The sequence below is a fragment of the Ruegeria sp. CF8 genome, assembly GCF_056537285.1.
This window is the reverse complement of sequence record NZ_JBQFRG010000013.1, coordinates 102,997-127,345: the sequence shown is the minus strand read 5'-3', so window position 1 is coordinate 127,345 and position 24,349 is coordinate 102,997. Positions and strand designations below refer to the sequence as shown.

General features: G+C 57.1%; 21 protein-coding genes. 10 read left to right on the top strand and 11 right to left on the bottom strand.

Annotation, left to right across the window (positions count from 1 at the left end; genetic code table 11):
* On the bottom strand, nt 1-484 hold a 484-nt coding region (locus tag ACR0EV_RS22495; RefSeq protein ID WP_480802130.1), incomplete at its 3' end, for a PLP-dependent aminotransferase family protein.
* 167 nt (nt 485-651) lie between these two features.
* On the opposite strand from ACR0EV_RS22495, the gene ACR0EV_RS22490 reads away from it, so the two are divergent.
* The gene (locus ACR0EV_RS22490; protein WP_171091113.1) at nt 652-1,413 is read left to right on the top strand and encodes an NAD kinase; all 762 of its coding nucleotides are present in this window, start codon (nt 652-654) and stop codon (nt 1,411-1,413) included.
* Nucleotides 1,414-1,671: 258 nt separating this feature from the next.
* Here ACR0EV_RS22490 and ACR0EV_RS22485 read toward each other — a convergent pair whose 3' ends face one another.
* The 3 genes from ACR0EV_RS22485 to ACR0EV_RS22475 form a co-directional block, all read right to left on the bottom strand.
* On the bottom strand, nt 1,672-3,108 hold the full coding sequence (locus ACR0EV_RS22485; RefSeq protein ID WP_480802129.1) for an amidase family protein: 1,437 nt from the start codon (nt 3,106-3,108) through the stop codon (nt 1,672-1,674).
* Between the two features lie 86 nt (nt 3,109-3,194).
* On the bottom strand, nt 3,195-5,084 hold the full coding sequence (gene prpE, locus ACR0EV_RS22480; RefSeq protein WP_480802128.1) for a propionate-CoA ligase PrpE: 1,890 nt from the start codon (nt 5,082-5,084) through the stop codon (nt 3,195-3,197).
* A 370-nt stretch (nt 5,085-5,454) separates the two neighbouring features.
* Nucleotides 5,455-7,728, bottom strand: coding sequence for an NADP-dependent malic enzyme (locus tag ACR0EV_RS22475; RefSeq protein WP_480802127.1), 2,274 nt, complete (start codon nt 7,726-7,728; stop codon nt 5,455-5,457).
* 183 nt (nt 7,729-7,911) lie between these two features.
* Between ACR0EV_RS22475 and ACR0EV_RS22470 the strand changes: the two genes are divergently transcribed.
* The 7 genes from ACR0EV_RS22470 (at nt 7,912) to upp (ending at nt 14,299) form a co-directional block, all read left to right on the top strand.
* Nucleotides 7,912-8,616 carry a hypothetical protein gene (locus tag ACR0EV_RS22470; protein WP_480802126.1) on the top strand — a complete coding sequence of 235 codons (705 nt, stop codon included), beginning with the start codon at nt 7,912-7,914 and terminating at the stop codon, nt 8,614-8,616.
* A complete protein-coding gene (locus ACR0EV_RS22465; RefSeq protein WP_480802125.1) occupies nt 8,579-9,682 on the top strand; it encodes a cupin domain-containing protein in 1,104 nt (367 codons plus the stop codon). The genes ACR0EV_RS22470 and ACR0EV_RS22465 overlap by 38 nt, the downstream gene beginning before the upstream one ends.
* A 92-nt stretch (nt 9,683-9,774) precedes the next feature.
* On the top strand, nt 9,775-10,167 hold the full coding sequence (locus tag ACR0EV_RS22460) for a cytidine deaminase (RefSeq protein ID WP_480802124.1): 393 nt from the start codon (nt 9,775-9,777) through the stop codon (nt 10,165-10,167).
* A gap of 4 nt (nt 10,168-10,171) precedes the next feature.
* Nucleotides 10,172-11,479: a thymidine phosphorylase gene (locus ACR0EV_RS22455; RefSeq protein WP_480802123.1), complete on the top strand. Its 1,308-nt coding sequence runs from the start codon at nt 10,172-10,174 to the stop codon at nt 11,477-11,479.
* Nucleotides 11,476-12,687 (top strand): phosphopentomutase, encoded by a 1,212-nt coding sequence (locus ACR0EV_RS22450; RefSeq protein ID WP_480802122.1) that lies wholly within the window; start codon nt 11,476-11,478, stop codon nt 12,685-12,687. Before ACR0EV_RS22455 ends, ACR0EV_RS22450 begins: the two co-directional genes overlap by 4 nt.
* Complete coding sequence (locus ACR0EV_RS22445) at nt 12,684-13,670, top strand: adenosine deaminase (protein ID WP_480802121.1); 987 nt, start codon at nt 12,684-12,686, stop codon at nt 13,668-13,670. Before ACR0EV_RS22450 ends, ACR0EV_RS22445 begins: the two co-directional genes overlap by 4 nt.
* Nucleotides 13,667-14,299, top strand: a complete 633-nt coding sequence (gene upp, locus ACR0EV_RS22440) for a uracil phosphoribosyltransferase (RefSeq protein ID WP_480802120.1) — start codon at nt 13,667-13,669, stop codon at nt 14,297-14,299. Before ACR0EV_RS22445 ends, upp begins: the two co-directional genes overlap by 4 nt.
* Before the next feature lie 6 nt (nt 14,300-14,305).
* Here the strand turns inward: upp and ACR0EV_RS22435 are convergent, their stop codons facing one another.
* The gene (locus ACR0EV_RS22435; protein ID WP_480802119.1) at nt 14,306-15,319 is read right to left on the bottom strand and encodes a hypothetical protein; all 1,014 of its coding nucleotides are present in this window, start codon (nt 15,317-15,319) and stop codon (nt 14,306-14,308) included.
* 147 nt (nt 15,320-15,466) lie between these two features.
* On the opposite strand from ACR0EV_RS22435, the gene ACR0EV_RS22430 reads away from it, so the two are divergent.
* Together ACR0EV_RS22430 and ACR0EV_RS22425 are read left to right on the top strand one after the other, a co-directional pair.
* Nucleotides 15,467-16,402, top strand: coding sequence for a DMT family transporter (locus tag ACR0EV_RS22430; RefSeq protein ID WP_480802118.1), 936 nt, complete (start codon nt 15,467-15,469; stop codon nt 16,400-16,402).
* Nucleotides 16,403-16,625: 223 nt separating this feature from the next.
* Complete coding sequence (locus ACR0EV_RS22425) at nt 16,626-17,399, top strand: Hint domain-containing protein (RefSeq protein ID WP_480802117.1); 774 nt, start codon at nt 16,626-16,628, stop codon at nt 17,397-17,399.
* 56 nt (nt 17,400-17,455) lie between these two features.
* On the opposite strand, the gene ACR0EV_RS22420 is transcribed toward ACR0EV_RS22425, so the two are convergent.
* The 6 genes from ACR0EV_RS22420 to ACR0EV_RS22395 form a co-directional block, all read right to left on the bottom strand.
* Nucleotides 17,456-19,657, bottom strand: coding sequence for a 3-hydroxyacyl-CoA dehydrogenase NAD-binding domain-containing protein (locus ACR0EV_RS22420; protein ID WP_480802116.1), 2,202 nt, complete (start codon nt 19,655-19,657; stop codon nt 17,456-17,458).
* Nucleotides 19,650-20,138 (bottom strand): cupin domain-containing protein, encoded by a 489-nt coding sequence (locus ACR0EV_RS22415; protein WP_152457419.1) that lies wholly within the window; start codon nt 20,136-20,138, stop codon nt 19,650-19,652. The genes ACR0EV_RS22420 and ACR0EV_RS22415 overlap by 8 nt, the downstream gene beginning before the upstream one ends.
* The gene (locus ACR0EV_RS22410) at nt 20,138-21,349 is read right to left on the bottom strand and encodes an acetyl-CoA C-acetyltransferase (protein ID WP_480802115.1); all 1,212 of its coding nucleotides are present in this window, start codon (nt 21,347-21,349) and stop codon (nt 20,138-20,140) included. The genes ACR0EV_RS22415 and ACR0EV_RS22410 overlap by 1 nt, the downstream gene beginning before the upstream one ends.
* An 11-nt stretch (nt 21,350-21,360) precedes the next feature.
* A complete protein-coding gene (locus tag ACR0EV_RS22405; protein ID WP_480802114.1) occupies nt 21,361-21,999 on the bottom strand; it encodes a glutathione S-transferase family protein in 639 nt (212 codons plus the stop codon).
* Between the two features lie 278 nt (nt 22,000-22,277).
* Nucleotides 22,278-22,490, bottom strand: coding sequence for a hypothetical protein (locus tag ACR0EV_RS22400; RefSeq protein WP_480802113.1), 213 nt, complete (start codon nt 22,488-22,490; stop codon nt 22,278-22,280).
* 54 nt (nt 22,491-22,544) lie between these two features.
* Nucleotides 22,545-24,326 (bottom strand): acyl-CoA dehydrogenase C-terminal domain-containing protein, encoded by a 1,782-nt coding sequence (locus ACR0EV_RS22395; protein WP_480802112.1) that lies wholly within the window; start codon nt 24,324-24,326, stop codon nt 22,545-22,547.
* Nucleotides 24,327-24,349: the final 23 nt, after the last annotated feature.

Below are 24,349 nucleotides of genomic sequence, written 5' to 3'. Positions count from 1 at the left end.
CCAGCATGTTGTCTTCTTTGCGGACGCCGTATTGCACCGCGTTGAACCACTTGCCCGACTGGTTCGGGCGCGCGCCGTGGGTCAGGTGACCGCCGGCATCCAGGCTCATGCCCAGAATGGTGTCGCCGGGCTGGATCAGCGCCTGGAACACACCCTGGTTGGCCTGAGAGCCCGAGTTCGGCTGCACGTTCGCAAAGCCGCAGCCAAACAGCTGCTTGGCCCGGTCGATGGCCAGGTTCTCGGCAATATCGACAAACTGACAACCGCCATAATAGCGCCGACCCGGATAGCCTTCAGCGTATTTGTTGGTCATGACCGAGCCCTGCGCTTCCATCACGGCGGCAGAGACGATGTTCTCGGATGCGATCAACTCGATCTCGTCGCGCTGACGACCCAGCTCGGATGTGATCGAGCCAAAAAGCTCAGGGTCACGGTCCGATAGGGACTGGGTGAAAAATCCGGTGTCACGAAGATTGGCGTTCATGGGCGCTCCACATGGCTGGGTAAAAACTTGCGGATTTCCTATCGGAAACGCTGCATCTTCAAAAGCCATAAAGCGACGATTTGGCCTGCTGGGGCGTCAAGACTGGCCTATTGGGGAAAGGTATGTTTGTTTCGGAACCAAATGTGTAGCACCGGAAACCGGAAAACATGAAAAAGAGAATCGCCTTTCTTGCCAGCGATGTCAAAGTGGCGCAGACGGCCCGGGATATTCTGGTTGCCAAACACGGAAACGCGGCACCGCGGGATGCTGATGTTGTTGTCGCTTTGGGCGGGGATGGCTTCATGTTGCGCACCCTGCACAACATGCAGCATCTTGATACACCGGTTTACGGCATGAACCGAGGCACGATCGGGTTCCTGATGAACGAATACCACGAAGACGACCTGATGGCGCGTCTCGAGGATGCCGAGGAAGAAGTAATAAACCCGCTGTTGATGCGGGCAATGGATCAATCCGGCACGCTTCACGAGGCGCTCGCCATTAACGAAGTGTCGCTGCTGCGGGCAGGGCCACAGGCGGCACGGCTGAAGATCAGCGTTGATGGCCGTGTGCGGATGCCGGAACTGGTTTGCGACGGGGCATTGTTGTCAACGCCAGCCGGATCGACAGCCTATAATTATTCCGCGCACGGACCGATCCTGCCCATCGGATCAGATGTTTTGGCGTTGACAGCGATTGCCGCTTTTCGCCCCCGCCGTTGGCGCGGTGCGCTTTTGCCCAAGATCGCGAAGGTTCGGTTTGATGTTCTGGATGCGGATAAACGCCCGGTTATGGCGGATGCCGATTCCATCTCATTCCCGGAAATTGATTGGGTCGAAATCAGGTCCGAACCGGCGATAGCTCACCGCATACTGTTTGACCCCGGTCATGGCCTTGAAGAACGCCTAATTTCCGAACAATTCACATGAATTTTTGCCGCCGCGCATTTTTTTCTGGCTTATGTGAACCAGTTCACAGGGAATTTATCGCGAATTGGCTAGGGTGAATTCACCCGGAGAACACGCCAAGGTGGGAGTGAGTGGCCACCTGAACGGCGTTTTCGAATGATTGTGCAAATTTTGCGCTGGCGAGGGTGGGTGGTGCTACGCTCGTCATCAGATTTCCGGGCTTATTTAAGCAGTCGGACCCTGGGCACAATGACCCAGGGTCTATTTTTTTGCTTCCGCCTACGTGGCTTCCATCCGATCCCACAGCGCGACAGACATTTGCCCAACACGTGCTTCAATGGCTGCCGCGGCGTCCACTGCCAAATCTTCGCGCCAACGATTGGCAGCAATCTGAACGTTGATCGGCTGAGACCCTTTAGGCAAGTTTGCCAGCCGTGCGGGTACGCAGGCTGCTGGCAGTCCCAGGAAGTTCATCGCATAAGAATACACGGCACAGCCCAGAACCTCATGAACACCTTCCACTCCTTCTGTATCCCGGTCGGGCTTGAAAAAGGGCTGCGGCAGGAACGGCGACAGAACGAGCGGATAGTCTTGCAAGAACAGCGACCATTCACGCGCATAGTGGCTGCGTTTGGCCAACATCTTAACCAACTCGGTTTCGACGATAGGTGGGAATTCCTGAAAGTAGACATCGAAAATCTCTCGAATGGTCTGCGATCCCGCTGCTTCGATATCCGATTTCATCAAGGCCAAAACTTCGCCCATCAATGTCCGGTAGCCGATCCTGCCACATTCAAACACGTCCGGTGGATCAACCTCGTCCACGGCATAGCCAGCATCGACCAAAGCATCCCGTGCCGTATCAAGCGCCTTCTCGACCTCGGGATGCAGGGCATATCCAAAGGTGTTTTTCGTGAAAGCAACCTTGATGGGTCCTTCGGGGGCTTCGCCGCGCCAAGGCATTGGCACATGGAAAGGGTCACGCGCGTCGGCCGCGATCACGCTTGGCATCGACAGGTGCAAATCCGCGGCTGATCGAGTGATCAGGCCCTGAACGGACATCGACTGGGCCAACAATCCTCGTTCAACCGTTTGACTTGGGTTCCAGGCTGGGACACGCCCCAGCCCAGGCTTTACTGTGACCGCTCCGTTGGCCGCTGCGGGAAAGCGCAGACTGCCGCCAATATCATTGCCATGAGCCAGCGCACCGATACCTGCCATTACGGCTGCGCCCGCTCCGCCCGAAGATCCGCCGGATGAGATATGCCGCCCCCATGGGTTATGCGTGCGCCCGTAAAGAGGGTTGTCGGTGTCGGCCCGAAACGAAAATTCTGGCGTATTGGTTCGCCCGATGACGACCGCTCCGGCATTTAGCAAATTGCTGACGATCGGCGCATCATCCGGTGCGATCACATCTTTCAATGCCACAACGCCATTGGTGGTGGCGTGCCCTTTTTGGTCGACATTCACTTTGATCGTGACCGGCACACCATGAAGGGCTCCGGTCGGGTGACCGTTTGCACGTGCGCGATCCAGGGATTGCGCGCGTTCCAAGGCCTCGGTGCGCAGATCCTCTACCACGGCGTTCAGGTCCGGGTTAACCGCATCCATCCGGTCAATCGAAGCCTGAACAGCCTCCGTCGCACTCAGATCGCCGCGACGTGTCAGGTTGGTCAAATCTGTAGCGCTGAGACGCCAAATGTCGGAATGTGTCATGGGCCCTCACTGTTTACAGCGAGAGTAGGGGGCCTGATCCAGGATGCAAGTGCAGACGCGAAAAGGGCGGCCTGAGCCGCCCCGGGTTACTTGGCGTAACCGATTGTTTGTAAGGCGTCTTTGATTTCGTCAAGGATGACAGGATCGTCGATCGTGGCGGGCATTTTATAGTCCTGATTATCGGCAATTGAGACCATGGTACCGCGCAGGATCTTACCCGAGCGTGTCTTGGGCAGCCTGTCTACGACAACGGCCAGTTTGAATGCTGCAACAGGGCCAATCTTTTCGCGCACCATTTTGACCACTTCCTGAACCACGTCACTGTGATCCCGGTCTGCGCCCGCATTCAGGCACAGGAACCCGACCGGCATCTGACCCTTCAACTGATCCGATACACCGATCACTGCACACTCGGCCACGTCGGGGTGGGCGGCCAGAACCTCTTCCATCCCGCCGGTCGACAGGCGGTGGCCTGCCACGTTGATGACGTCATCGGTCCGCGCCATGATATAGAGGTATCCGTCCTCATCGATCATGCCTGCATCGCCGGTTTCATAATATCCGGGGAAGTGCTCGAGGTAGGATTTCTTGAACCGTGCCTCTGCGTTCCAAAGGGTGGGCAATGTGCCCGGAGGCAGCGGTAGTTTGACCGCAATGGCGCCCAGCTCCCCCGCTTTCATTGGGTGGCCGCCTTCATCCAGAATCTGTACGTCATAGCCCGGCATTGGTTTGGCGGGTGAGCCCAGCTTGACCGGCAACTCTTCGATGCCCAGAGGATTGCCGGCGATGGCCCAACCTGTTTCGGTTTGCCACCAATGGTCGATCACCGGAACCTTCAGTGCATCTTGCGCCCAGATGATGGTGTCTGGATCAGCGCGTTCGCCTGCAAGGTAAAGGGCGCGCAGATGGGACAGGTCGTACTTGGCGATCATCTCGCCTTTTGGGTCTTCTCGTTTTACGGCGCGGATCGCTGTAGGGGCGGTGAAAAAGCTTTTGACCTTATGCTCTGAGATCACGCGCCAGAAGGTGCCCGCATCGGGGGTGCCGACGGGCTTGCCTTCGAACACGATGGTTGTGTTCCCGTGGATGAGCGGTGCGTAGCAGATATACGAGTGGCCCACGACCCAACCCACATCGGATGCTGCCCAGAACACATCGCCCGGATCGACGTTATAGATATTCTTCATTGACCAGTTCAGCGCCACCAGATGTCCGGCAGTTGGGCGCACGACGCCCTTGGGCGCGCCTGTGGTGCCAGAGGTGTAAAGGATATAGGCCGGATCATTGCCATCGACCGGCACACACTCGGCCGGTTCAACCCCATATTGGAAGCCGTGCCAGTTGAAGTCGCGCCCTTCGACCAGCTGGGCAACCTCTTGTTCACGCTGGAAAATGACGCAGAATTCAGGCTTGTGTTCAGCCAGGTCGATTGCGCCGTCCAGCAAGGGTTTGTAATGCACGACACGACCCGGTTCCATCCCGCAAGATGCGGCGATGATCGCTTTGGGTTTGGCGTCATCGATGCGCACGGCCAATTCATTGCTGGCAAACCCGCCGAACACGACTGAATGCACTGCACCCAAACGGGCGCAGGCCAACATCGCCTCAAGCGCTTCGGGGATCATCGGCATGTAGATGATAACGCGGTCGCCCTTTTCGACACCCTTGGCCCGCAGCGCACCGGCAAGGTTGGCCACGCGGTTGCGCAGTTCAACATATGAAATCTCGCGTTTGGTGTGAGTGATAGGGCTGTCATAGATGATGGCGGTTTGTTCGCCGCGACCGTTCTCCACGTGGCGGTCTACTGCGTTCCAGCACGTGTTGACCCGCGCATCACTGAACCATTCATACAGTGGCGCATTGTCGTCGAACAACGCTTTGCTGGGCTCTTTTACCCAGTCGATCCCTTTGGCAGCGTCCATCCAGAACGCTTCGGGGTCAGTTTTCCAGCTGTCATAAACGTCCTGATACGCCATCTCGTCCTCCTCACAACGATTTGGACATTGTGTTAGGACCCAGAAAACTATCGGGCAAGCGTATCAAATGACGACGCGTCAGTTTATCGCAAAATATTTGCAGGAACCCGCTGAGAGGGCTGCAAAGTTTTGCAAACCCCTTTTTCAATATTGGTAATTCGATATTTTTGAGGCCATTTTGCAAAACTGCAAACTACTTGCTGCAAAAAACAGACCGGGTCACGACTCACCCTAACGCGCAAGGTCTGGTCGATGCGGCCGCCTTCAGAAAACCAGTCTATACGTGAATTTCAATAACAGAGCCGCGGTAAACTATAGGTAAACCGCACCCTATACTGGGGCGCGGTTTTGGTTTTCTTGCTAAGCCTGTTCAACCGTAATGCGCAACCGGGGTGCCCGCTATGGCCGCCATATTCAACAACCCGCGCGCAGTGATCGAAGGCGTGACAATATGAGCCTTGTTGCCCATGCCCATAAGAATGGGGCCTACTTCGATCCCATCCGCTTTCATCTTGAGGATATTGCGCACCCCGCTGGCAGCATCAGCATGAGCAAAAATCAGCACATTTGCCGCGCCTTGCAGCCGCGATCCCGGAAAGATGCGTGCCCGAAGGTCCGCATCCAAGGCGGCGTCCAGGTTCATTTCACCCTCGTAAACGAAATCACGCGGCTGTTGATCCAGAATGCTCAGCGCGGCGCGCAACCTTTTGCCGGATCCTTCGGCTTGGTTTCCGAATTGCGACTGCGAGCAGAAGGCAATCTTGGGTTCGATCCCGAACCGGCGTACATGCCGCGCGGCACCAATTGTGGTTTCGGCCAATTCCTCGGGCGTGGGCAGTTGACGCACATGGGTGTCGGCGATGAACAAGGGCCCGTCCTCCAAAATCATCAGAGACAAAGCGCCATGCGGACGCAGGTCACCTTCGTCCAACACCTGTTCCACGTAGTTCAGATGCCAGCGATATTCGCCGAATGTGCCACAGATCATGCTGTCAGCCTCGCCGCGATGGACCATGATTGCGCCAATCGCGGTGGTGTTGGTGCGCATGATCGCTTTGGCCAGATCCGGTGTGACGCCGCGGCGTTGCATGATTTGATGGTATGAGTTCCAGTAATCGTAATAACGCGGATCGTTTTCCGGGTTCACGATCTGACAATCGGTTCCGGGGCGGATGGTCAGGCCCAACCTTTCACAGCGCGCCTCGATCACCTCGGGGCGTCCGATCAGGATCGGCGTTTCTGTTGTCTCTTCAAGAATCGCCTGCGCGGCCCGTAGAACCCGCTCATCTTCACCTTCGGCAAACACGATCCGGCGGGATGCTGCCGCTGCTGCTTCGAACACCGGGCGCATCAGAAGGGCAGACTTGAAGACGGTCTGGTTCAGCTTTTCCTTATATGCTTCCAGATCCTCGATTGGTCGTTTGGCGACGCCGCTTTCCATGGCGGCCTTGGCCACGGATGATGAGACCACACCAACCAAACGAGGGTCGAAAGGTTTGGGAATCAGGTAATCTGGACCAAATGTCAGCTGTTCGCCTTTATATGCAGCTGCGGCCTCGGCGCTGGTTGTTGCGCGTGCCATTTCGGCGATACCGTCGACACAGGCAATCTGCATCTCATCATTGATTTCTGTCGCACCTACATCCAGCGCACCCCGGAAAATAAAGGGGAAACACAGTACATTATTGACTTGATTTGGAAAATCGCTGCGCCCTGTGGCGATGATCGCATCCGGCGCAACCTCGCGCGCGGCCTGAGGCAGGATTTCCGGGGTTGGGTTGGCCAGTGCAAAAATAATCGGTCGGCTGGCCATTTTCGCGACCATCTCGGGTTTCAGGACGTTTGGGCCACTGAGGCCGAGAAACAAGTCTGCTTCGCCGATCACGTCATCCAGTGTTCGCAGATCCGAGTTCTGGGCGAACCGGGACTTCTGAGGGTTCATGTCCTCGGCCCGGCCTTCATAGACAAGCCCATGAATATCACACAGCCAGATGTTCTCGCGTTTGACGCCCAGTTTTACCAACATGTTCAGGCAGGCAATCCCTGCGGCCCCGCCGCCGGTTGAAACGACCTTGATGTCGCCAAATGATTTCCCTGCCACATGCAAGGCGTTCTTTGCGGCCGCCCCAACGACAATGGCGGTACCATGTTGGTCGTCATGGAACACCGGGATGTTCATGCGTTCGCGGCATAGCTTTTCGACTATGAAACAGTCGGGGGCCTTTATGTCTTCCAGATTGATCGCGCCAAATGTCGGCTCCAGCGCACAAACGATATCCGCCAGCTTCTCGGGGTCAGGTTGGTCGACTTCGATATCAAAGCAATCTATGCCTGCGAACTTTTTAAAAAGGACAGCTTTGCCCTCCATCACCGGTTTCGAGGCAAGCGCTCCGATATTCCCAAGCCCGAGAACGGCAGTGCCGTTGGACACCACTGCAACAAGATTTCCACGTGCAGTGTAACGCTCGGCATTTGCGGCATCAGCCTTGATCTCAAGGCTGGCCTCTGCCACGCCGGGCGAATAGGCCCGAGCCAGATCGCGCCCGTTGGCCATTGGCTTCGTGGCCTTGATCTCAAGCTTTCCGGGCTTCGGATGTGCGTGATATTCAAGCGCAGCCTGTCTCAAGCTGGGTGTGTCAGGCATCGGTCGTTCTTCTCCCTAGAAAATTTGATTTAACCTTAAACTATTTTTTCGGGCTTGGCTACGTTGCGTCACTTCGGCGAGTTGTCGCAACTGTGAAGTGTCTGCGGATTGAATTTTGTCACAGAACTTTTACATGCACACGACTTTGCGATTCAAAGACCACTCAGGCAAGAAAAAGCAGTAATGACAATCAAGTTAAGTGACACAGTCGGAGGCTCATCGTCCGGCTTTCTTACCGATGTCGGCTCTTCCCGGCTGGTGCTGTGGGGCATGGCGGTTTTGGCGGGTGCTCTCGTTTGCGTTGTTTTCGTCTGGCCTGAGTTCGCAGCGAGGTTCAATCAGGAAGGTGGCCCGATCGAAACAATCTCAGCCGCAGGTTTGTTCGCCGCCGGTCTTGCGGGGCTATGGCGCTATCGGGGTGTTACCCGAGCGTATATTGGCCTGACTTGCCTCCTGCTGGCCGAGCGTGAGTTAGAGGCCGACATCTATTCCGAAGGCAGTCTACCGTTCACGATCCTTCACGGCTTGGATGTTTTTTTAGACGTCACCTGGGTCAGGGTTGCTTTGGTCATCCTCGTGCTCGGTGGTGCCGTCTGGCATGGTATTCCAACAGGTTGGCGCGCGTTCAAACAACGCAATATTTCTTTGATGGTGTTTATCGCGCCGGGATGTGTTGCCGTGATCGCCCAGCTTCTGGAAGAATTTTCCGGATTATATGCTGGTGCTTTGTCAGATCTCATGATGGTGCGCCTTTTTGTTCTGGAAGAAACGCTCGAGATGTTCTTTTCGATTGGCATTTTGGCCTCTGTTCTGATCGGATGGCCCGAAACGCAATCCAACGGAACGCTCCATGACCAAGACAGCCGATCCATCGCAGACACACGCTGAAATCCGTCTGCCCACGCAGGAACTGCGAGACGACATCCCCTTTTTTACAAAAGTGCTAGGGATGAAAATGGACATGATCTATCCGGCAGACGACCCTCGTGTTGGGGTCTTTTCAGGTCATGGGTTGCGCCTTCGCATCGAAAAGGATGCACCTGAAAGCGCCGGAACGCTGCGTATCCTGACGGATGACCCCGAGGGTTTTGCCCAAGGTAAGCGTGTTCTGGTCGCCCCAAACGGGACGCGTGTTGAAATCGAAGAGCTGAACCCGCCGCTTGTGATGCCTGAAACGGTCCATTCCTTCGTGGTGCGCAGACTAAAGGATCAAGCGCCGTGGATCATTGGTCGCGCAGGAATGCACTACCGCGATCTGGTACCGGATCGTTTGGGCGGATCAATCATCGCCAGTCACATACGTATCCCCGACGGTGGCCCGGTGCCTGACATGGTACATTTTCACAAGGTCGGGTTTCAGCTGATCTTTTGCATCCATGGATGGGTCGATGTGGTCTATGAAGATCAAGGTGAGAAAATGCGCCTGACCGCTGGCGATTGCTTTATCCAACCGCCGGAAATTCGCCACCGCGTGCTGGAGGCATCCGACAACGTTCAGGTCATTGAGATCGGAGTGCCGGCCGAGCATGTCACGGAAATCGATCATGACATGCAGCTACCCACCCCGGATTTTCGTCCAGATCGGGAATGGCAGGGACAACGTTTTGTTTACAATCAGGCAAAGGATGCCGAATGGGTGCCGTTCCGTTTGCCTGGGTACATTTGCCGCGACACAACGATTGCTGAAAACACCAAAGGTGTCGCGGGGGTTCAGGTTGTGCGCAAAGGGAAGGGCGATCCGGAATGGGCCAGCCATGACACTGATATCCAATTTACCTTTGTGATGGGTGGCGAAGTTACGCTGGAAGGCGAAGACCGCGAACCATACCGGCTGGAACAAGGCGATGCATTTGTCATTCCACCTGGGATGCGTACGCGCCTATCGGCGCCGTCGGACGATATCGAATTGCTGGAAGTCACCTTGCCCGGCACCTTCAACACAACGCTGGGGTGAACTAAAAACAAGGGAAGGGGGGCTTCTATTCCCCCACCTTTTTCCGGTAGGGTCCAATTTTCTGACCAGATGATCAAAAATAGGGAATCGCCATGTCGCTGAAAGATGCTGCCTTGTCTGTCCGGGAAAACGCTTATGCGCCCTATTCGAACTTCAAGGTTGGTGCGGCGTTACGGTCTTCTTCGGGTCAGGTTTTTTCCGGCTGCAATGTTGAAAATGTTGCATACCCCGAAGGCACGTGCGCTGAGGCTGGCGCGATTGCTGCGATGGTTGCCGCAGGCGAGCAGGAATTGACCGAGGTCTATGTGGTTGCGTCAAGTCCGCAACCGGTTCCTCCGTGTGGTGGGTGTCGCCAGAAACTGGCCGAGTTTGGCAAGCGCGATGTAAAAGTCACTCTGGCGACAGTGGATGGTGCCGAGTTCGAAACAACCATCGGTGACTTACTGCCGGGCGCGTTCGATGCGTCCCATATGGAGGACATCTGAACATATGGACGCCCGTTCGATCATTGCAAAACTGCGCAAGCAGCAGGTGCCGGGGCGCGAGGAACTGATCTGGTTCGCGCAGGGGCTAGCCGATGGCAGCGTCAGCGACGCGCAGGCCGGGGCCTTTGCCATGGCCGTCTGCATGGGTGGATTGGGCTCGCAGGGGCGTGCGGATCTGACGGTTGCGATGCGCGATAGCGGTGAGGTTCTCACCTGGGACGTGGACGGGCCAGTGATCGACAAACACTCGACCGGCGGGGTTGGGGATAGTGTCAGTCTGGTACTTGCCCCGGCGCTTGCGGAATGCGGTGCTTATGTTCCGATGATCTCGGGCCGTGGGTTGGGGCACACTGGAGGCACGCTGGACAAGCTTGAAGCGATACCGGGTGTCAGCACACAGATCGGACAGGATCGCCTTGCTCAGATCTTGCACGAAACCGGTGCGGCCATAGTGGGCGCAACGGGTCAGATTGCTCCGGCGGACAAGCGACTTTATGCGGTGCGCGACGTGACCGCGACGGTCGAAAGCCTGGATCTGATCACGGCATCGATCCTGTCCAAAAAGCTGGCTGCCAGCCCGGATGCGTTGGTTTTGGACGTCAAGGTCGGCAGCGGTGCCTTCATGAAAACGATGGAAGAAGCCAACAAGCTGGCCTTTGCATTGACTGAAACCGCGAACGCAGCGGGGTGTCGGACATCAGCCGTCATCACGGACATGAACCAGCCATTGGCACCAGCGCTGGGCAACGCATTGGAAATTGCCGAAGTCATGAAGGCCCTGACAGGATCGCAGTCTTCACCGTTGGCAGACATCTCTGCCGAGTTGGGGGGTGTTCTTCTGACTGACGCAGGCATGAGTGCGTCGGTTGAGGAAGGGCGGAAAAAGATCGCCGAAATCATCCGCGACGGGCGCGCCGCGGAACGTTTTGGTCGTATGATGGCAGCAGTCGGCGGCCCCGTACAGTTCGTCGAAACCTGGGCCCGGTTCCTGCCAGAGGCAAGTGTCATCCAAGAAGTTTCTGCTCCGAAGGACGGCTATATTGCGGCTATCAACGGTGAGGCGCTGGGTCTGGCTGTCGTTGCGCTGGGCGGTGGTCGTCAGGTCGAAAGCGACCAGATCGACCCGGCCGTTGGGATCTCTGGCATTCTCCGGCTGGGGGATCACGTGTCCAAAGGGGCGCCAATCGCTGTAATCCATGCGGCACGGGAAGACGCTGCGCGCCGCGCCGCTGAAAGCGTGCTTGACGCGATCACGATCAGCGATACTGCTCCGACGGTGCCCCACCTGGTTCACGAAAGGATCAGTGTATGAGCCGCGCCTTTCTTGTGGTCATGGATTCCGTCGGAATTGGCGGAGCGTCAGATGCTAACCGCTTTTTTAATGGCGACGTTCCGGATACCGGGGCGAATACAGTGGGCCACATTGCAAAGGCTTGCGCCGAGGGGCGCGCGGAAGAGGGTCGTTCCGGTATTTTGAACCTGCCGCATCTCGACGCATTGGGTCTTGGCGCGGCTGTGCGCTTGGCGTCCGGTGACGCAACCCCGGGATTGAACGCAGAACCCACCGGCCTGTGGGGCTGCGCGTGCGAGCATTCGCCCGGCAAAGACACACCCTCGGGCCACTGGGAACTAGCCGGCCTACCGGTGCCATGGGATTGGCATTACTTTCCAGACACGGTTCCTGCTTTTCCTACGGAATTGCGCCTAGCAGCGGCTGAAGCAGCCGGGACCGAAGGCGTACTTGGGGATTGTCATGCGTCGGGCACTGCGATCATCGCCGAGTTGGGTGCCGAGCACATGCGGACCGGTTGGCCGATCTGCTACACTTCTGCCGACAGTGTGTTTCAAATCGCCGCTCATGAAGAAAGCTTTGGGCTGGACCGGCTGCTGGACATGTGCCGCGCACTTGCACCGCGTCTGCATGAGATGAAAGTGGGTCGTGTCATTGCGCGCCCCTTTGTCGGCACACCAGAGACGGGCTTTGAACGCACGACCAATCGCAAGGATTTCGCAATTTTGCCGCCCGCACCAGTGCTGACCAATTGGGTGCAGGATGCAGGGCGCAAGGTGCACGCCGTGGGCAAGATCGGCGATATCTTCTCGATGCAGGGCATCGACACACTGCGTAAAGGGTCGGACACCGAATTGATGCAGCACCTGTCTGATCTCGTGGACGAGGCAGAAGAGGGTAGTTTAACCTTTGCCAATTTCGTGGAATTCGACAGCCTTTACGGCCATCGCCGCGACGTCAGCGGTTATGCACGCGCTTTGGAATGGTTCGACCGCGAGATCGGAAAGATTCTGGCAAAGCTCCGTCCCGGTGATCTATTGCTGCTGACTGCTGATCATGGCAATGACCCCAGCTGGACCGGAACGGATCACACGCGTGAACAGGTGCCGGTTCTGACAGCAGGGCAAGGTGCGGGGCAAATCGGGCAAGTAGACTTTGCCGACATAGCCGCCAGCATTGCCCATCACCTGAACATTCCGGCGCAAGGGCCGGGTAGGAATTTTTTATGAGCGTCGCCGACCTTCCAAAAATCGAACTGCACCTGCATCACGAAGGCGCAGCGCCCCCCGCATTCATTCGCCAGCTCGCGCATGAAAAACGCGTGGACCTGAGCGGTATCTTCAAGCCGGACGGATCGTATGATTTCCGCGACTTCGCGCATTTCCTGAGCGTGTATGAAGCTGCTTGCGAAGTCCTGAAAACGCCCGAAGACTTCCGGCGGCTCACTTTGGCCATTCTGGAAGAAAGCGCTGAGAATGGCGTGGTCTATTCTGAGACTTTTCTGAGCCCGGATTTCTGTGGCGGCGGCGATCTGAACGCGTGGCGCGATTATCTGAACGCCATTCAGGATGCCGCAGACGAGGCCGAGCGCAAATTCGGTATCACTCTGCGTGGCGTTATCACCTGTGTGCGCCACTTCGGTCCCCAACAGGCCAAGCGCAGCGCCTATTGTGCGGCTGAGACCGCGGGCGACTGGATCACCGGGTTCGGCATGGGCGGAAACGAATCCATCGGTGCGCAAGGCGATTTCAAATGGGCTTTCGATTGCGCACGTGAAGCCGGTCTACGTCTGACCACTCACGCGGGTGAGTTCGGTGGTCCTGAAAGCGTTCGCGATGCCGTCCGTGATCTAGGGGTCGAACGTGTCGGCCATGGTGTCCGTGCCATCGAAGACCCGGATCTTGTTCGAGAGCTGGTCGACCGCGGCGTAACCCTCGAAGTCTGCCCGGGCTCGAACGTGGTACTGGGCCTGTTCCCTGATTTCGCGGCCCACCCCATTGCGCGCTTGCGCGACGCAGGCTTGAAGGTCACGGTATCCACTGACGACCCGCCATTTTTTCACACGACCATGCGGCGGGAATATGAGATGTTGAACGCAGCTTTTGGCTGGGAGGCCGAAGATTTTGCGGCACTGAATGAGACGGCCCTAAATGCGGCTTTCTGCGATGAAGACACCCGCGCGCGGGTCAAGAAAAGACTGGAGACAACATGAGCGAACACCTGACCGTCGTCGATCACCCGCTGGTGCAGCACAAACTGACGCTCATGCGGGACAAAGGCACCTCGACCGCCGTGTTCCGGCAATTGCTGCGCGAAATCACTCTGCTGCTGGCCTATGAGGTCACGCGTGAAATTCCTATGACCACACGCCGTATCGAAACGCCGATGGAAGAGATGGATGCACCCATTCTGGCGGGTAAGAAGATGGCCTTGGTGTCTATCTTGCGTGCCGGAAACGGGATGTTGGATGGCGTTCTGGAACTGGTGCCTTCAGCGCGTGTCGGTTTCGTGGGTCTATACCGCGACGAAGAAACGCTGAAACCTGTTCAGTATTATTTCAAGGCACCCGAAGGGTTGAAAGACCGACTGGTCATTGCTGTTGACCCGATGCTTGCCACCGGCAACAGCTCTGCCGCCGCCATTGATCTGCTGAAAGAGGCGGGCGCGACGGATATCCGTTTCCTCTGTCTGCTGGCGGCACCCGAAGGTGTTGCACGAATGAAAGAGGCGCACCCGGATGTGCATATCGTGACCGCCGCATTGGATCGCGAGTTGAACTCGAAAGGCTATATCATGCCGGGTCTGGGCGATGCGGGCGACCGTATGTTCGGCACCAAGTAAGCCCTATTATTCGCCGCAAATGTTCTGAAGCCGGACCCAGTCGCGGTCCGGCAAAACCTGTTCTAGGGTGCGACCTGCCATCGGGTCCGCCTCGATCAGTCCCAGGACTGTTTCGCCCGTGATGTCTCGCGCATACGCATAAGGTGTGGACGGCAGCGCGGCTTGCGCAAAGACCGCCAAAAGCTGGTCATCCAAAAGCGAAGGCCGAGGGTCTGACACAACTTGTTCGGTGTAGCTGTCGATGATGGCAGGCGTCAGTCCGCCGGTTGTCAGCAAACGGAAGGCCGACGATGCGCCGGTTCGATCCAAAAGATCATCAAGCGGGTCCGTCTGTTCCATACGGGCGCGTTCCGCTATGACGTAACCCGCGGCGACGGCAGGGTCTTCAAAGTCTTCCACCAACGATTTGTTCAATAGAACCGTACCGCCGGGAAGGCTCAGACTGTCCTGAACGCCTGCAGGTAAGATGATGATCTGCCGTACACCAGTCCGCTTGGCCAGCCGATCCAGCGACTCCTGCGCATCGACCGAAGAACAGGCGCGTCCGGAAACACGCTCAATTCGATGCAGAATGGTTTCCCCGATCTCTTGTCGCTTAACCTGAGGTACAACCGAGACGACATGGCTTTGCAGCGCAGCGGGAAGCCAAAACAGCAACAGGGCCAGAACAGCGGCAACGACGCCCCCAACACTCAACCACCGCAGACGACCGGGATGCGGGCGCGCGCGATCTATGGCGCGCTGCAGCCGGTCGATGGCGTCCAGCATCGTGGTTTCGGTTTCGGCCAGTTCCAATGTCTCGTCCGGGTCGCCGTCAGGGTTGAAGATGGCCGGATAAGTGCCGGGGTTCTGTCGTTCCAGAGCAGCCAAAGACCAATGGGTCAAAGCCCTGTCATTAAAGTCAGAGATCGTCAGGGTGGCTTCGCCGATCGATACCACGACCTCGCGCCGCTGTTCATCGGGCGAGGGACGCCACAGACCGGTGGCTTCGATCCGCTGGTACTTTTTCAGGGCCGTCATCTTGATGGGGTCTGCTCAGATTTGTTTTGCCATAGCTTAGCATGGTGCATTCATAGGGCGCAAACCTGTTGCGCAGTCATTCCAAAATGTGCTGGATACCGAGCAGGACTGGGACCGCCGATCTTTGATCGCAATTGGGGCGTTTACATGCAGGATCATCCAACAACTTCGCCGGTGTTGGCCTCAGGCTTGATGGTCGGTTCCATGGCTATCATTGGTGTGATCGACAATGTGGTGGTTCTGTTGGCTGAAACGGTTGGCTTGTGGCAGTTCCACCTGACCCGAGCGCTGTTGATGTTTCCACTCATTGTTGGCTTGTCTGTTCTGGGGCTGGGTGGGTTGCGCCCACGTCGTTGGGGGGCTGTTATTTTGCGCAGCATTCTGATGACGACGGCCATGCTGTGTTACTTCGCGTCGTTGTCAATGATGCCAATTGCAGAAGCGTTGGCAGGCTTGTTCACGTCGCCAATCTTTGTGTTGCTGATCTCGGCGCTTGTGCTCAAGCAGACCATTGGTCCCTGGCGCATTCTGGCCGTTCTGATGGGCTTCACCGGCATTCTCTTGGTGCTTCAGCCAAACCCGACTGACTTTGATGCGCGGACACTTTTGCCGGTTGCCGCAGGATTTTTCTATGCGCTGAGTTCGATCCTGACACGTTCGATGTGCTCTGAAGAAAGCACAGTGGCAATGTTGGCGGCAATGGTTACCACGCTGGCCATTGCCGGAGCGATTGGTGTTATCGCCTTCACGGTTGTTCCCGTTGAAACCCCTGACGGACCGGATGGTTTTGTTACGCGTGGCTGGGTTTGGGCGTTCGAACCCGCGATGCTTTGGATAGGCATTCAAGCTGTGGGTTCAACAATCGCTGTCTATATGCTGATCAAGGCGTATCAGGTTGGCGAACCATCGTATGTAGCGGTCTTCGAGTATTCAGTCATGATTTTTGGTCCGCTCTTTGCATTTGTCGCTTTGGGGCAGACCATCGGTGCTCTGCAAGTTTCGGGAATTGTCTTGATAGCAGCGGCAGGGGCATTGCTTGGGTGGCGAGCCAGACGCTCATCGTCGTTGCAAGAGATGGCCTGACGCTTTCAACGCATTGAAGGGTCGGGATTCGAACCAAGAGTGCCCGCTTTACGTTTCGGATTTCGCAATAAAGTACATTAATCTGGCGAAAGTGTTTACGAAAACACCGGATCATAAGGCAAAATTAACCCAAATTGGGCGTAATTATGTCGGAAATAAGACGGCCTTTATTTTTGGTGCTAGCACTTAAACAAATCAATTTGTGCCAAAGGGGGTTCGGCACGTGTCTGAAGTTACGAGTATTTCTGTTTATCTGAATCAAACACCTGACGGTGATCCAAACAACCTGAACCAAGCGGTGAACGCACGCCGCGGGGGATTTCTGAAAGGCACCAAAGTTGCGACGACCAGTGGTTGGAAGCCCGTCGAACGGATCGCTGTTGGTGATCTTGTCCGCACGCTGGATAACGGCTTCAAAGAGGTGCGCCGCATTTCAACCAACGTTGTGGTTATCCCGGCTGACGAGCGACGGGACGAATACCTGCCTGTTTTTGTACCGGCCCGCGCAGCTTTTAATGGACGGCCTGTCTGGCTGATGCCCGAACAGGGCATGGCGCTGACCCTGTCCAAAATCGATGCCGAAAAAGACGGGGTGTCCGTGGTGCCCGCTCGTGTGCTGAGTGGCGCAGGTCGTCTGATGTCGCAAGCGCCGGGATCTTCTTTTGAAGTCTGTTCGCTGTTTTTCGACGAGGATCAGGTGATCTTTGTCGAAGGCGGCTTACAAGCCTATTGCCCTTCAGGTCGTTTTTCGATGCGCGGGTCGCTGCATAGGCAAAGCTACGAGGTCGCAGACGACGTGGCCGCTGCGGACTTGGTCAATTCCATAGCAATCAAGGGTGATATGTCAGCCCTTGCAAACCCATTGGGTGCACTGCCTGCACCCATCCCACAGGACCCGATATTTCCGATCCGCCCGCCATCTGGGGTCAGGCGACCGGGTCGACCGGGGCGTCCGAACGCTCCGGTTCTGTTCCTGCGGCCCGAATGGCAGATCTAACCAAACACTGACAAGAACGATACAGGCGCGGGCTCTTCCGCGCCTGTATCACATGATCAAGCAGCTTTTGCTGCGGGATTGAAGCGACCGTAGAAGCTTTGACCTTTTTCCGCCATCTCACGCAGCAGCGGTGGGCAGGCAAAGCGCTCACCATAGGTTTCGGCCAATTGATCGCAGCGCTCGGCCGCATAGGGCGTGCCGATGATGTCCAGCCAGCTCAGCGGACCACCCGACCAGGGGGCAAAGCCCCAGCCAAGGATCGCGCCTACGTCACCTTCGCGGATGTCTTCCAGAACACCTTCTTCTAGTGCACGAACGGCTTCCAGAACCTGTGCGAACATCAAACGTTCCTGCACTTCGATCAGGTCCGGTTGGTCTTTGGCGTGCGGGTATTTGTCTTGCAGACCCTTCCAGTATTCGACGCGCTTGCCTTTGTCGTCATAATCGAAGAAACCCGCATTGGCCTTGCGGCCCAGACGGCCCTGTTCCTCCATCCAGAAGATCAGGTCATCCGAGGGGCTGTCCGGATAGGCATCGCCCATCGCCGCCTTGGTCGCGCGGGCAATCTTGGCACCCAGATCGATCGAGGTCTCATCTGTCAGCTGGATCGGCCCCACCGGGAAGCCCAACTGACGCGCGGCGTTGTCGATCAGGACGGGGTTCACGCCTTCGGCGATCATCCGCACACCTTCGTTGATGTAAGGAATGATGCAGCGGTTGGCATAGAAGAAGCGCGCATCGTTGACCACGATCGGTGTTTTGCGGATCTGACGGACATAATCCAGCGCTTTCGCTACCGCGCGATCCCCGGTTTCTTTGCCTTTGATGATTTCGACCAGGAACATCTTCTCAACTGGCGAGAAGAAGTGGATACCGATGAACTGCTCGGGCCGCACCGAGGCTTTCGCCAGATCGGTGATCGGCAGGGTCGAGGTGTTCGAGGCAAAGATGCAGTCCTCGGGGATGATCGCCTCGACTTTTTTGGTCATCTCGGCCTTGACGCCCGGATCTTCGAACACGGCCTCGATGATTAGGTCACAGCCTTTCAGATGCTCCAGATCGGGGGTGGCTGTGATGCGGGCCAGCAGGGCCTCTTTCTTCTCAGCCGTGGCTTTGCCGCGCTTGATGCCCTTGTCCATGTAGGTCTCGCTATAGGCTTTGCCCTTGTCGGCGGCTTCCTGATCCCGGTCGATCAGAACAACCTCCATCCCGGCCTGCGCCGAGACCAGAGCGATACCGGCACCCATCATGCCAGCGCCGAGAACGCCGACCTTTTTAACGCGCTGATCTGGCACATCCTTGGGCCGCACCGCGCCTTTCTCCAACGCTTCCTTGTTCAGGAACAGCGACCGGATCATGGCCGACGAAGACGGGTTCATCAGGACATTGGTGAACCACCGCGCCTCGATCTTCAGGGCGGTGTCGAAATCGACCAATGCGCCTTCATAGATCGAGCTCAGCAGAGCTTTGGCCGCCGGGAACGCGCCTTGTGTCTTGCCGTTGACCATCGCGCTTGCGCCTACGAAGGTCATGAAGCCGGCGGGGTGGTAAGGTGCGCCGCCGGGCATCTTGTAGCCCTTGGCGTCCCAAGGCTTGACCAGATCCGCATCCTTGGCGTTCAGAACCCATTCCTTGGCTGCGGCAACCGGATCATCAGAAACTGCGTCGATCAGTTGCGCACCCTTGGCCTTTTTCGGGTCCATCATCTTGCCTTCCAGCAGCACCGGAGCGGCGGCCATTGCACCGACCATGCGGCTATAGCGCATTGTGCCGCCGCCACCTGGGAAGATACCCAGCAGAATTTCCGGAAGACCGATCTTGGATTTCGGGTTGTCGGTCATCACGCGGTGATGGCAGGCAAGGGCGATCTCGGTCCCGATCCCGGCGCATGTGCCGTTGATTGCGCAGGCAATCGGCTTTCCGCCCTTTTTGGTCTTGGGGTCCATGCCCGCCAATTCCAGCTTGCGCAGTATGTGGTGACCGCCCATCACAAAGTCGAACAAAGCTTGCGCCGGCTCGTCACCCGCCTCCTGACGAATGGTGGCCAGCGTATTCAGATCCATACCGCCAGCAAACGAGCCTTCCTTGCCCGAAGTGATGACGATGCCTTTGATCTCATCATCGCTCAGGGCCTGATCAATCAGTTGGCTGACCTCCTGAAACGCCTCGCGGGTCAGCACGTTCATGGATTTGCCCTGGGCGTCCCAGGTCACGAATGCGACGCCATCGGCGTCCTTGCTCAGAGTGAAATCAGTCATTGTCATCTCCAATCTGGTCAGCCGTCAGCGGGCTGCCATCTTTCCGGGTGAAAGAGAATCCGTTTTCATCATCTTTCACCATCATGTCTATGTCGCTGTAATAGCCGGTCTCAGTCGGGGTCCGTGTGCCCACCACCAAAAAGGTCGCGGGCGCATCGGTCTTGTTCACAAGGTGATGACCGTTGGCCTCACCAGCTGGCCAAGCGGCGCAGTCACCGGGCAGCATCTCATGCTCACCATCGTCATCGATCAGCACGCATTTGCCGCTGAGCATGATGGCAAATTCGTCCTGCTCCATATGGTAGTGGCGCAGCGATGAGAGGCCCTGCGGCTCTAACCGCACGATGTTGACCCCGTACTGGGTCAACCCGCCCGCATCACCGACGCGCTGCACAAAACGACCAGCGGTCGCCTCTGCCAGCTTGCCCGGATAGGACGAGCCACCCTTGAACGGGATCTGAGAGAGATCCAGCTTGGGCATCAGACCCGCTCGATAATGGTTGCTGCACCCATGCCGGACGCGATGCAGAGCGTGGCCAGACCGGTTTCTTTGTCCTGACGCTCAAGCTCGTCCAGCAGCGTGCCGATGATCATCGCACCAGTTGCGCCCAACGGGTGCCCCATTGCGATCGAGCCGCCGTTGACGTTCACCAGTGCCGGGTCGACGTCGAATGCCTGCTGGAAGCGCAGCACGACCGAGGCGAAGGCTTCGTTCACTTCGAACAGATCCAGATCACCAATCTTCATGCCGTTGTCGGCAAGGATTTTCTCGGTCACCGGAACCGGGCCTGTCAGCATGATGGTGGGGTCGGTGCCGATCTTGGCGGTCGCCTTGATACGGGCGCGCGGCTTGAGGCCGTATTTTTCACCGAATTCCTTGTTGCCGATCAGAACAGCCGCTGCACCGTCCACGATGCCCGAACTGTTGCCCGCGTGGTGGATGTGGTTGATCCGCTCCAGATGCGGATACTTGATCATTGCCACCTTGTCGAAGCCCGGCATCTGCTCGCCCATCATCTGGAAGGACGGGTTCAGCGCACCAAGGCTCTGCATGTCAGTACCGGGGCGCATGTATTCGTCACGATCGAGAATGGTCAGACCGTTCTGATCCTTGATGGTGATGACCGACTTCTCGAACCGGTTGTCTTCCCAAGCCGCTGCCGCACGTTTCTGAGATTCCACAGCCAGCGCGTCTGCGTCGTCGCGGCTGAAGCCGTATTCGGTCGCGATAATGTCCGCCGAGATACCCTGCGGAACGAAATAGGTCTCCATCGCCAGCGAAGGATCAACTGCAATCGCCGCGCCGTCGCTGCCCATGGCCACACGTCCCATCATCTCAACACCGCCAGCGATATATGCTTCGCCAGCGCCGCCTTTGACTTGGTTCGCGGCAAGGTTCACGGCTTCCATGCCCGAAGCACAGAAACGGTTGATCGCCAGACCGGGGATCGACTGATCCAGGTCCGAGGCCAGAACCGCCGAGCGTGCCAAACAGCCACCTTGTTCCATCACTTGTGTGACGTTGCCCCAGATCACGTCCTCAACGGCGTGGCCTTCAAGGTTATTGCGTTCTTTCATCGCGTTCAGGGTCAGGGCGGACAGGCGCACCGAGGTAACCTCGTGCAGGCTGCCATCCTTACGGCCCTTGCCGCGCGGGGTGCGCAGGGCGTCATAAATGTAAGCTTCGGTCATGGGTCTTCTCCTTAAGCTCGATCCGACGGGTTGCCGGGCATCAGGTCATAGGGGTGTTTCCAGCCGGGCTGCTCGGACAGTCGTTGCAGCCAGGCGTCGATATGGGGCCAGTCGGCACGGTCAAAGCCGAATGGTTCGGGATAGTAGAGGTAGCCGCAGCAGCTGAGATCGGCGTTCGTCACGCCGTCGCCGACGATCCAGTCGCGACCTTCCAAATGGGCGTTCAACACTTGGTAGGCTGCCTTCAGGCGCCCCTGATTGAAAGCAATCACATCTGGATTGCGATGCTGTTCCGGGAGGAAATTGATCAGGAAACGCGTCAAGCCTGCCATCGAACTGAGCTTGTGATTGTCCCACAGGACCCAGCGGAAAATGTCGTAGTTTTCATCGCGATCCTTGCCGCCGAACTTACCCGATTTTTCAGTCACATAAGCTTGAATGGCGCCAGATTGGCTGGTGCGGAAATCACCATCAATCAGGACAGGCGCTTCGCCCATCTCATTGACCTCGGCACGAAACTCGGGCGTTCGCGTTTGACCGTTGAAGAAATCGACAAAGACTGGCTCCCACTCCAGACCGGACATTTCCAATGCCAGGGCGGCCTTATAGCTGTTTCCGCTTTCTCCGAAGCAATGAAGTTTGATGCTCATGCGATCGCCCCTCCCAAGGCGCAATTGGCTAGGCCCAGTTTGAGTATTTTTGAAAAGATGAAGGTCTCTCAGTAACCTTTAATCAACCATCTTCGGTTCAATGGTCCTGCGGTACAGGCTGAAGAGCCGATGACCGCAAAAGGTGAAGTCGTCCCTGTCCTGATGGCGAGTGCGCCCTGTGGCAGGGACGCGTAACCGCTTCATCTTTTCACAAATACTCCCGCCGGAGGCATCCGGCATTTAGGCTAGCGTTGTTGTCGTACTTTCGCCGCAGCAGTTCATCTTTTCCGCGCCTCAAGCTCGGAGTTGAAGATGCGCAGGCGGTGGGTCAAATTCTCCTCATCGATCACGCTGCTGAAATTCTCGAACAAAAAAGACAAAGCCTCACCTTCGTCCAGACCGGCCTCTCGCGAGAACGCTTTGAGCTTGCGATACCCGTCCTCAGTCATGGCGATAGGAAAGCGACGTGTCAGGCGAAAACGCTTTGGCATTTTGGTCCTCCGGTGGTCTGGGTCCGGGCAGTGTTGCCCGAACCCACACTGAGATCAGAAGTTCGCTGCGTCCAGTGCCATGACAGTGTCCGCACCCGTCTGAATGCGTGCCAGATGCATCCCGGTCGCGGGCAGGCGGCGTGCCATGTAGAAGCGGCCGGTGTTGATCTTGGTCTCGTAGAACTCTTTATCCGATGCTCCACCGTCCAGAGCATCTTGTGCAGCTTTAGCCATTTGAGCCCACATCAGCCCGAGGCAAACGTGACCGAACATGTGCATGAAGTCGTAAGAACCGGACAGTGCATTGTTCGGGTTCTTCATGCCTTCTTGCATAAAGTACATGCCAGCTGCCTGCAGATCTTTTGACGCGGCTTTCAGCGGCTCGATGAACGCCTTGTCATACGCTTCGTCCTTGCCACCGTTTTCCTTGCAGAAGGTTTTGACCATCTCAAAGAACGCCATTACATGCTTGCCGCCGTCCTGCGCCAGTTTGCGGCCCACAAGATCCAGCGCCTGAACGCCGTTTGCGCCTTCGTAGATCATCGCGATACGGGCGTCGCGGGTATATTGCGACATGCCCCATTCCTCGATGTAGCCATGCCCGCCATAGACCTGCTGCGCCTGCACTGTCATGTCATAGCCCTGATCGGTCAGGAAACCCTTGATGACCGGGGTCAGCAGCGAGATCAGCCCATCCGCATCTTTGTCACCCGCGCGGTGCGCTTTGTCGAGCATCGTCGCGCCCCACAGGATGAACGCGCGCGCGCCCTCGGTAAAGCTTTTCTGATCCATCAGGTTGCGACGGATGTCAGGGTGCACGATCAGCGGATCGGCGGGACCATCGGGGTTCTTCACTCCGGTCACATCGCGGCCCTGAAGGCGGTCCTTGGCATATTCCAGAGCATTCTGGAACGCGGCCTCGGCCTGTGCCAAACCTTGCATCCCCACACCAAGACGTGCTTCGTTCATCATGGTGAACATGGCGCGCATGCCTTTGTGCTCTTCGCCCAAAAGCCAACCGGTGGCCTCGTCATAATTCATGACGCAGGTCGAGTTGCCGTGGATGCCCATTTTCTCTTCGATCTTGCCGACCGAGACGCCGTTACGCTCACCCGGCGTGCCGTCTTCGTTAACGATAAACTTCGGCACGATGAACAGCGACACGCCTTTGATACCTTCGGGTCCGCCAGGGATCTTGGCCAGCACCAGATGGATGATGTTGTCAGCCATGTCGTGATCACCGGACGAGATAAAAATCTTCTGCCCCGAAATCTTGTAGCTGCCATCGCCCTGCGGCTCTGCTTTGGTGCGCATCAGGCCCAGATCGGTGCCGCAATGCGGTTCAGTCAGGTTCATGGTGCCGGTCCATTCACAGCTGACCATGTTCGGCAGGTACTTGTTTTTCTGCTCGTCAGTTCCATGCGCCAGGATCGCAGAGGCCGCGCCATGCGTCAGACCCTGGTACATGGTAAATGCCTGGTTTGAACCCGAGAACATCTCGCCCACGGCAGTGCCCAGTACATAGGGCATGTTCTGGCCGCCATACTCTTCGGGCATATCGAGTCCAGTCCAGCCACCTTCCTTCATCTGCTCGAAGGCGTTTTTGAAACCGGTAGGAGTGTACACAATACCGTTTTCCAACCGACACCCTTCGGTGTCACCCACGACATTCAGCGGATGCAGGACGTTGGTGGCAACTTTGCCAGCCTCTTCCAGAACTGCGCCGGTAAACTCGGCTTCCAATTCGCTATAGCCGGGAATATCCGACTGAGAGATTTTCAGAACGTCATGCAGGATGAACTGCGTGTCTTTGGTTGGCGCGTTGTAAACGGGCATGTGAAGCTCCCTTAATTCATATG

Coding starts and splice junctions, on each gene's coding strand:
- ACR0EV_RS22460 (WP_480802124.1), top strand. CDS start 9,775: ATGTCGCTGAAAGATGCTGCCTTGTCTGTCCGGGAAAACGCTTATGCG.
- ACR0EV_RS22465 (WP_480802125.1), top strand. CDS start 8,579: ATGACCAAGACAGCCGATCCATCGCAGACACACGCTGAAATCCGTCTG.
- ACR0EV_RS22445 (WP_480802121.1), top strand. CDS start 12,684: ATGAGCGTCGCCGACCTTCCAAAAATCGAACTGCACCTGCATCACGAA.
- ACR0EV_RS22405 (WP_480802114.1), bottom strand. CDS start 21,999: ATGAGCATCAAACTTCATTGCTTCGGAGAAAGCGGAAACAGCTATAAG.
- ACR0EV_RS22485 (WP_480802129.1), bottom strand. CDS start 3,108: ATGACACATTCCGACATTTGGCGTCTCAGCGCTACAGATTTGACCAAC.
- ACR0EV_RS22490 (WP_171091113.1), top strand. CDS start 652: ATGAAAAAGAGAATCGCCTTTCTTGCCAGCGATGTCAAAGTGGCGCAG.
- ACR0EV_RS22415 (WP_152457419.1), bottom strand. CDS start 20,138: ATGCCCAAGCTGGATCTCTCTCAGATCCCGTTCAAGGGTGGCTCGTCC.
- ACR0EV_RS22430 (WP_480802118.1), top strand. CDS start 15,467: ATGCAGGATCATCCAACAACTTCGCCGGTGTTGGCCTCAGGCTTGATG.
- ACR0EV_RS22470 (WP_480802126.1), top strand. CDS start 7,912: ATGACAATCAAGTTAAGTGACACAGTCGGAGGCTCATCGTCCGGCTTT.
- prpE (WP_480802128.1), bottom strand. CDS start 5,084: ATGGCGTATCAGGACGTTTATGACAGCTGGAAAACTGACCCCGAAGCG.
- upp (WP_480802120.1), top strand. CDS start 13,667: ATGAGCGAACACCTGACCGTCGTCGATCACCCGCTGGTGCAGCACAAA.
- ACR0EV_RS22400 (WP_480802113.1), bottom strand. CDS start 22,490: ATGCCAAAGCGTTTTCGCCTGACACGTCGCTTTCCTATCGCCATGACT.
- ACR0EV_RS22410 (WP_480802115.1), bottom strand. CDS start 21,349: ATGACCGAAGCTTACATTTATGACGCCCTGCGCACCCCGCGCGGCAAG.
- ACR0EV_RS22475 (WP_480802127.1), bottom strand. CDS start 7,728: ATGCCTGACACACCCAGCTTGAGACAGGCTGCGCTTGAATATCACGCA.
- ACR0EV_RS22420 (WP_480802116.1), bottom strand. CDS start 19,657: ATGACTGATTTCACTCTGAGCAAGGACGCCGATGGCGTCGCATTCGTG.
- ACR0EV_RS22435 (WP_480802119.1), bottom strand. CDS start 15,319: ATGACGGCCCTGAAAAAGTACCAGCGGATCGAAGCCACCGGTCTGTGG.
- ACR0EV_RS22450 (WP_480802122.1), top strand. CDS start 11,476: ATGAGCCGCGCCTTTCTTGTGGTCATGGATTCCGTCGGAATTGGCGGA.
- ACR0EV_RS22395 (WP_480802112.1), bottom strand. CDS start 24,326: ATGCCCGTTTACAACGCGCCAACCAAAGACACGCAGTTCATCCTGCAT.
- ACR0EV_RS22455 (WP_480802123.1), top strand. CDS start 10,172: ATGGACGCCCGTTCGATCATTGCAAAACTGCGCAAGCAGCAGGTGCCG.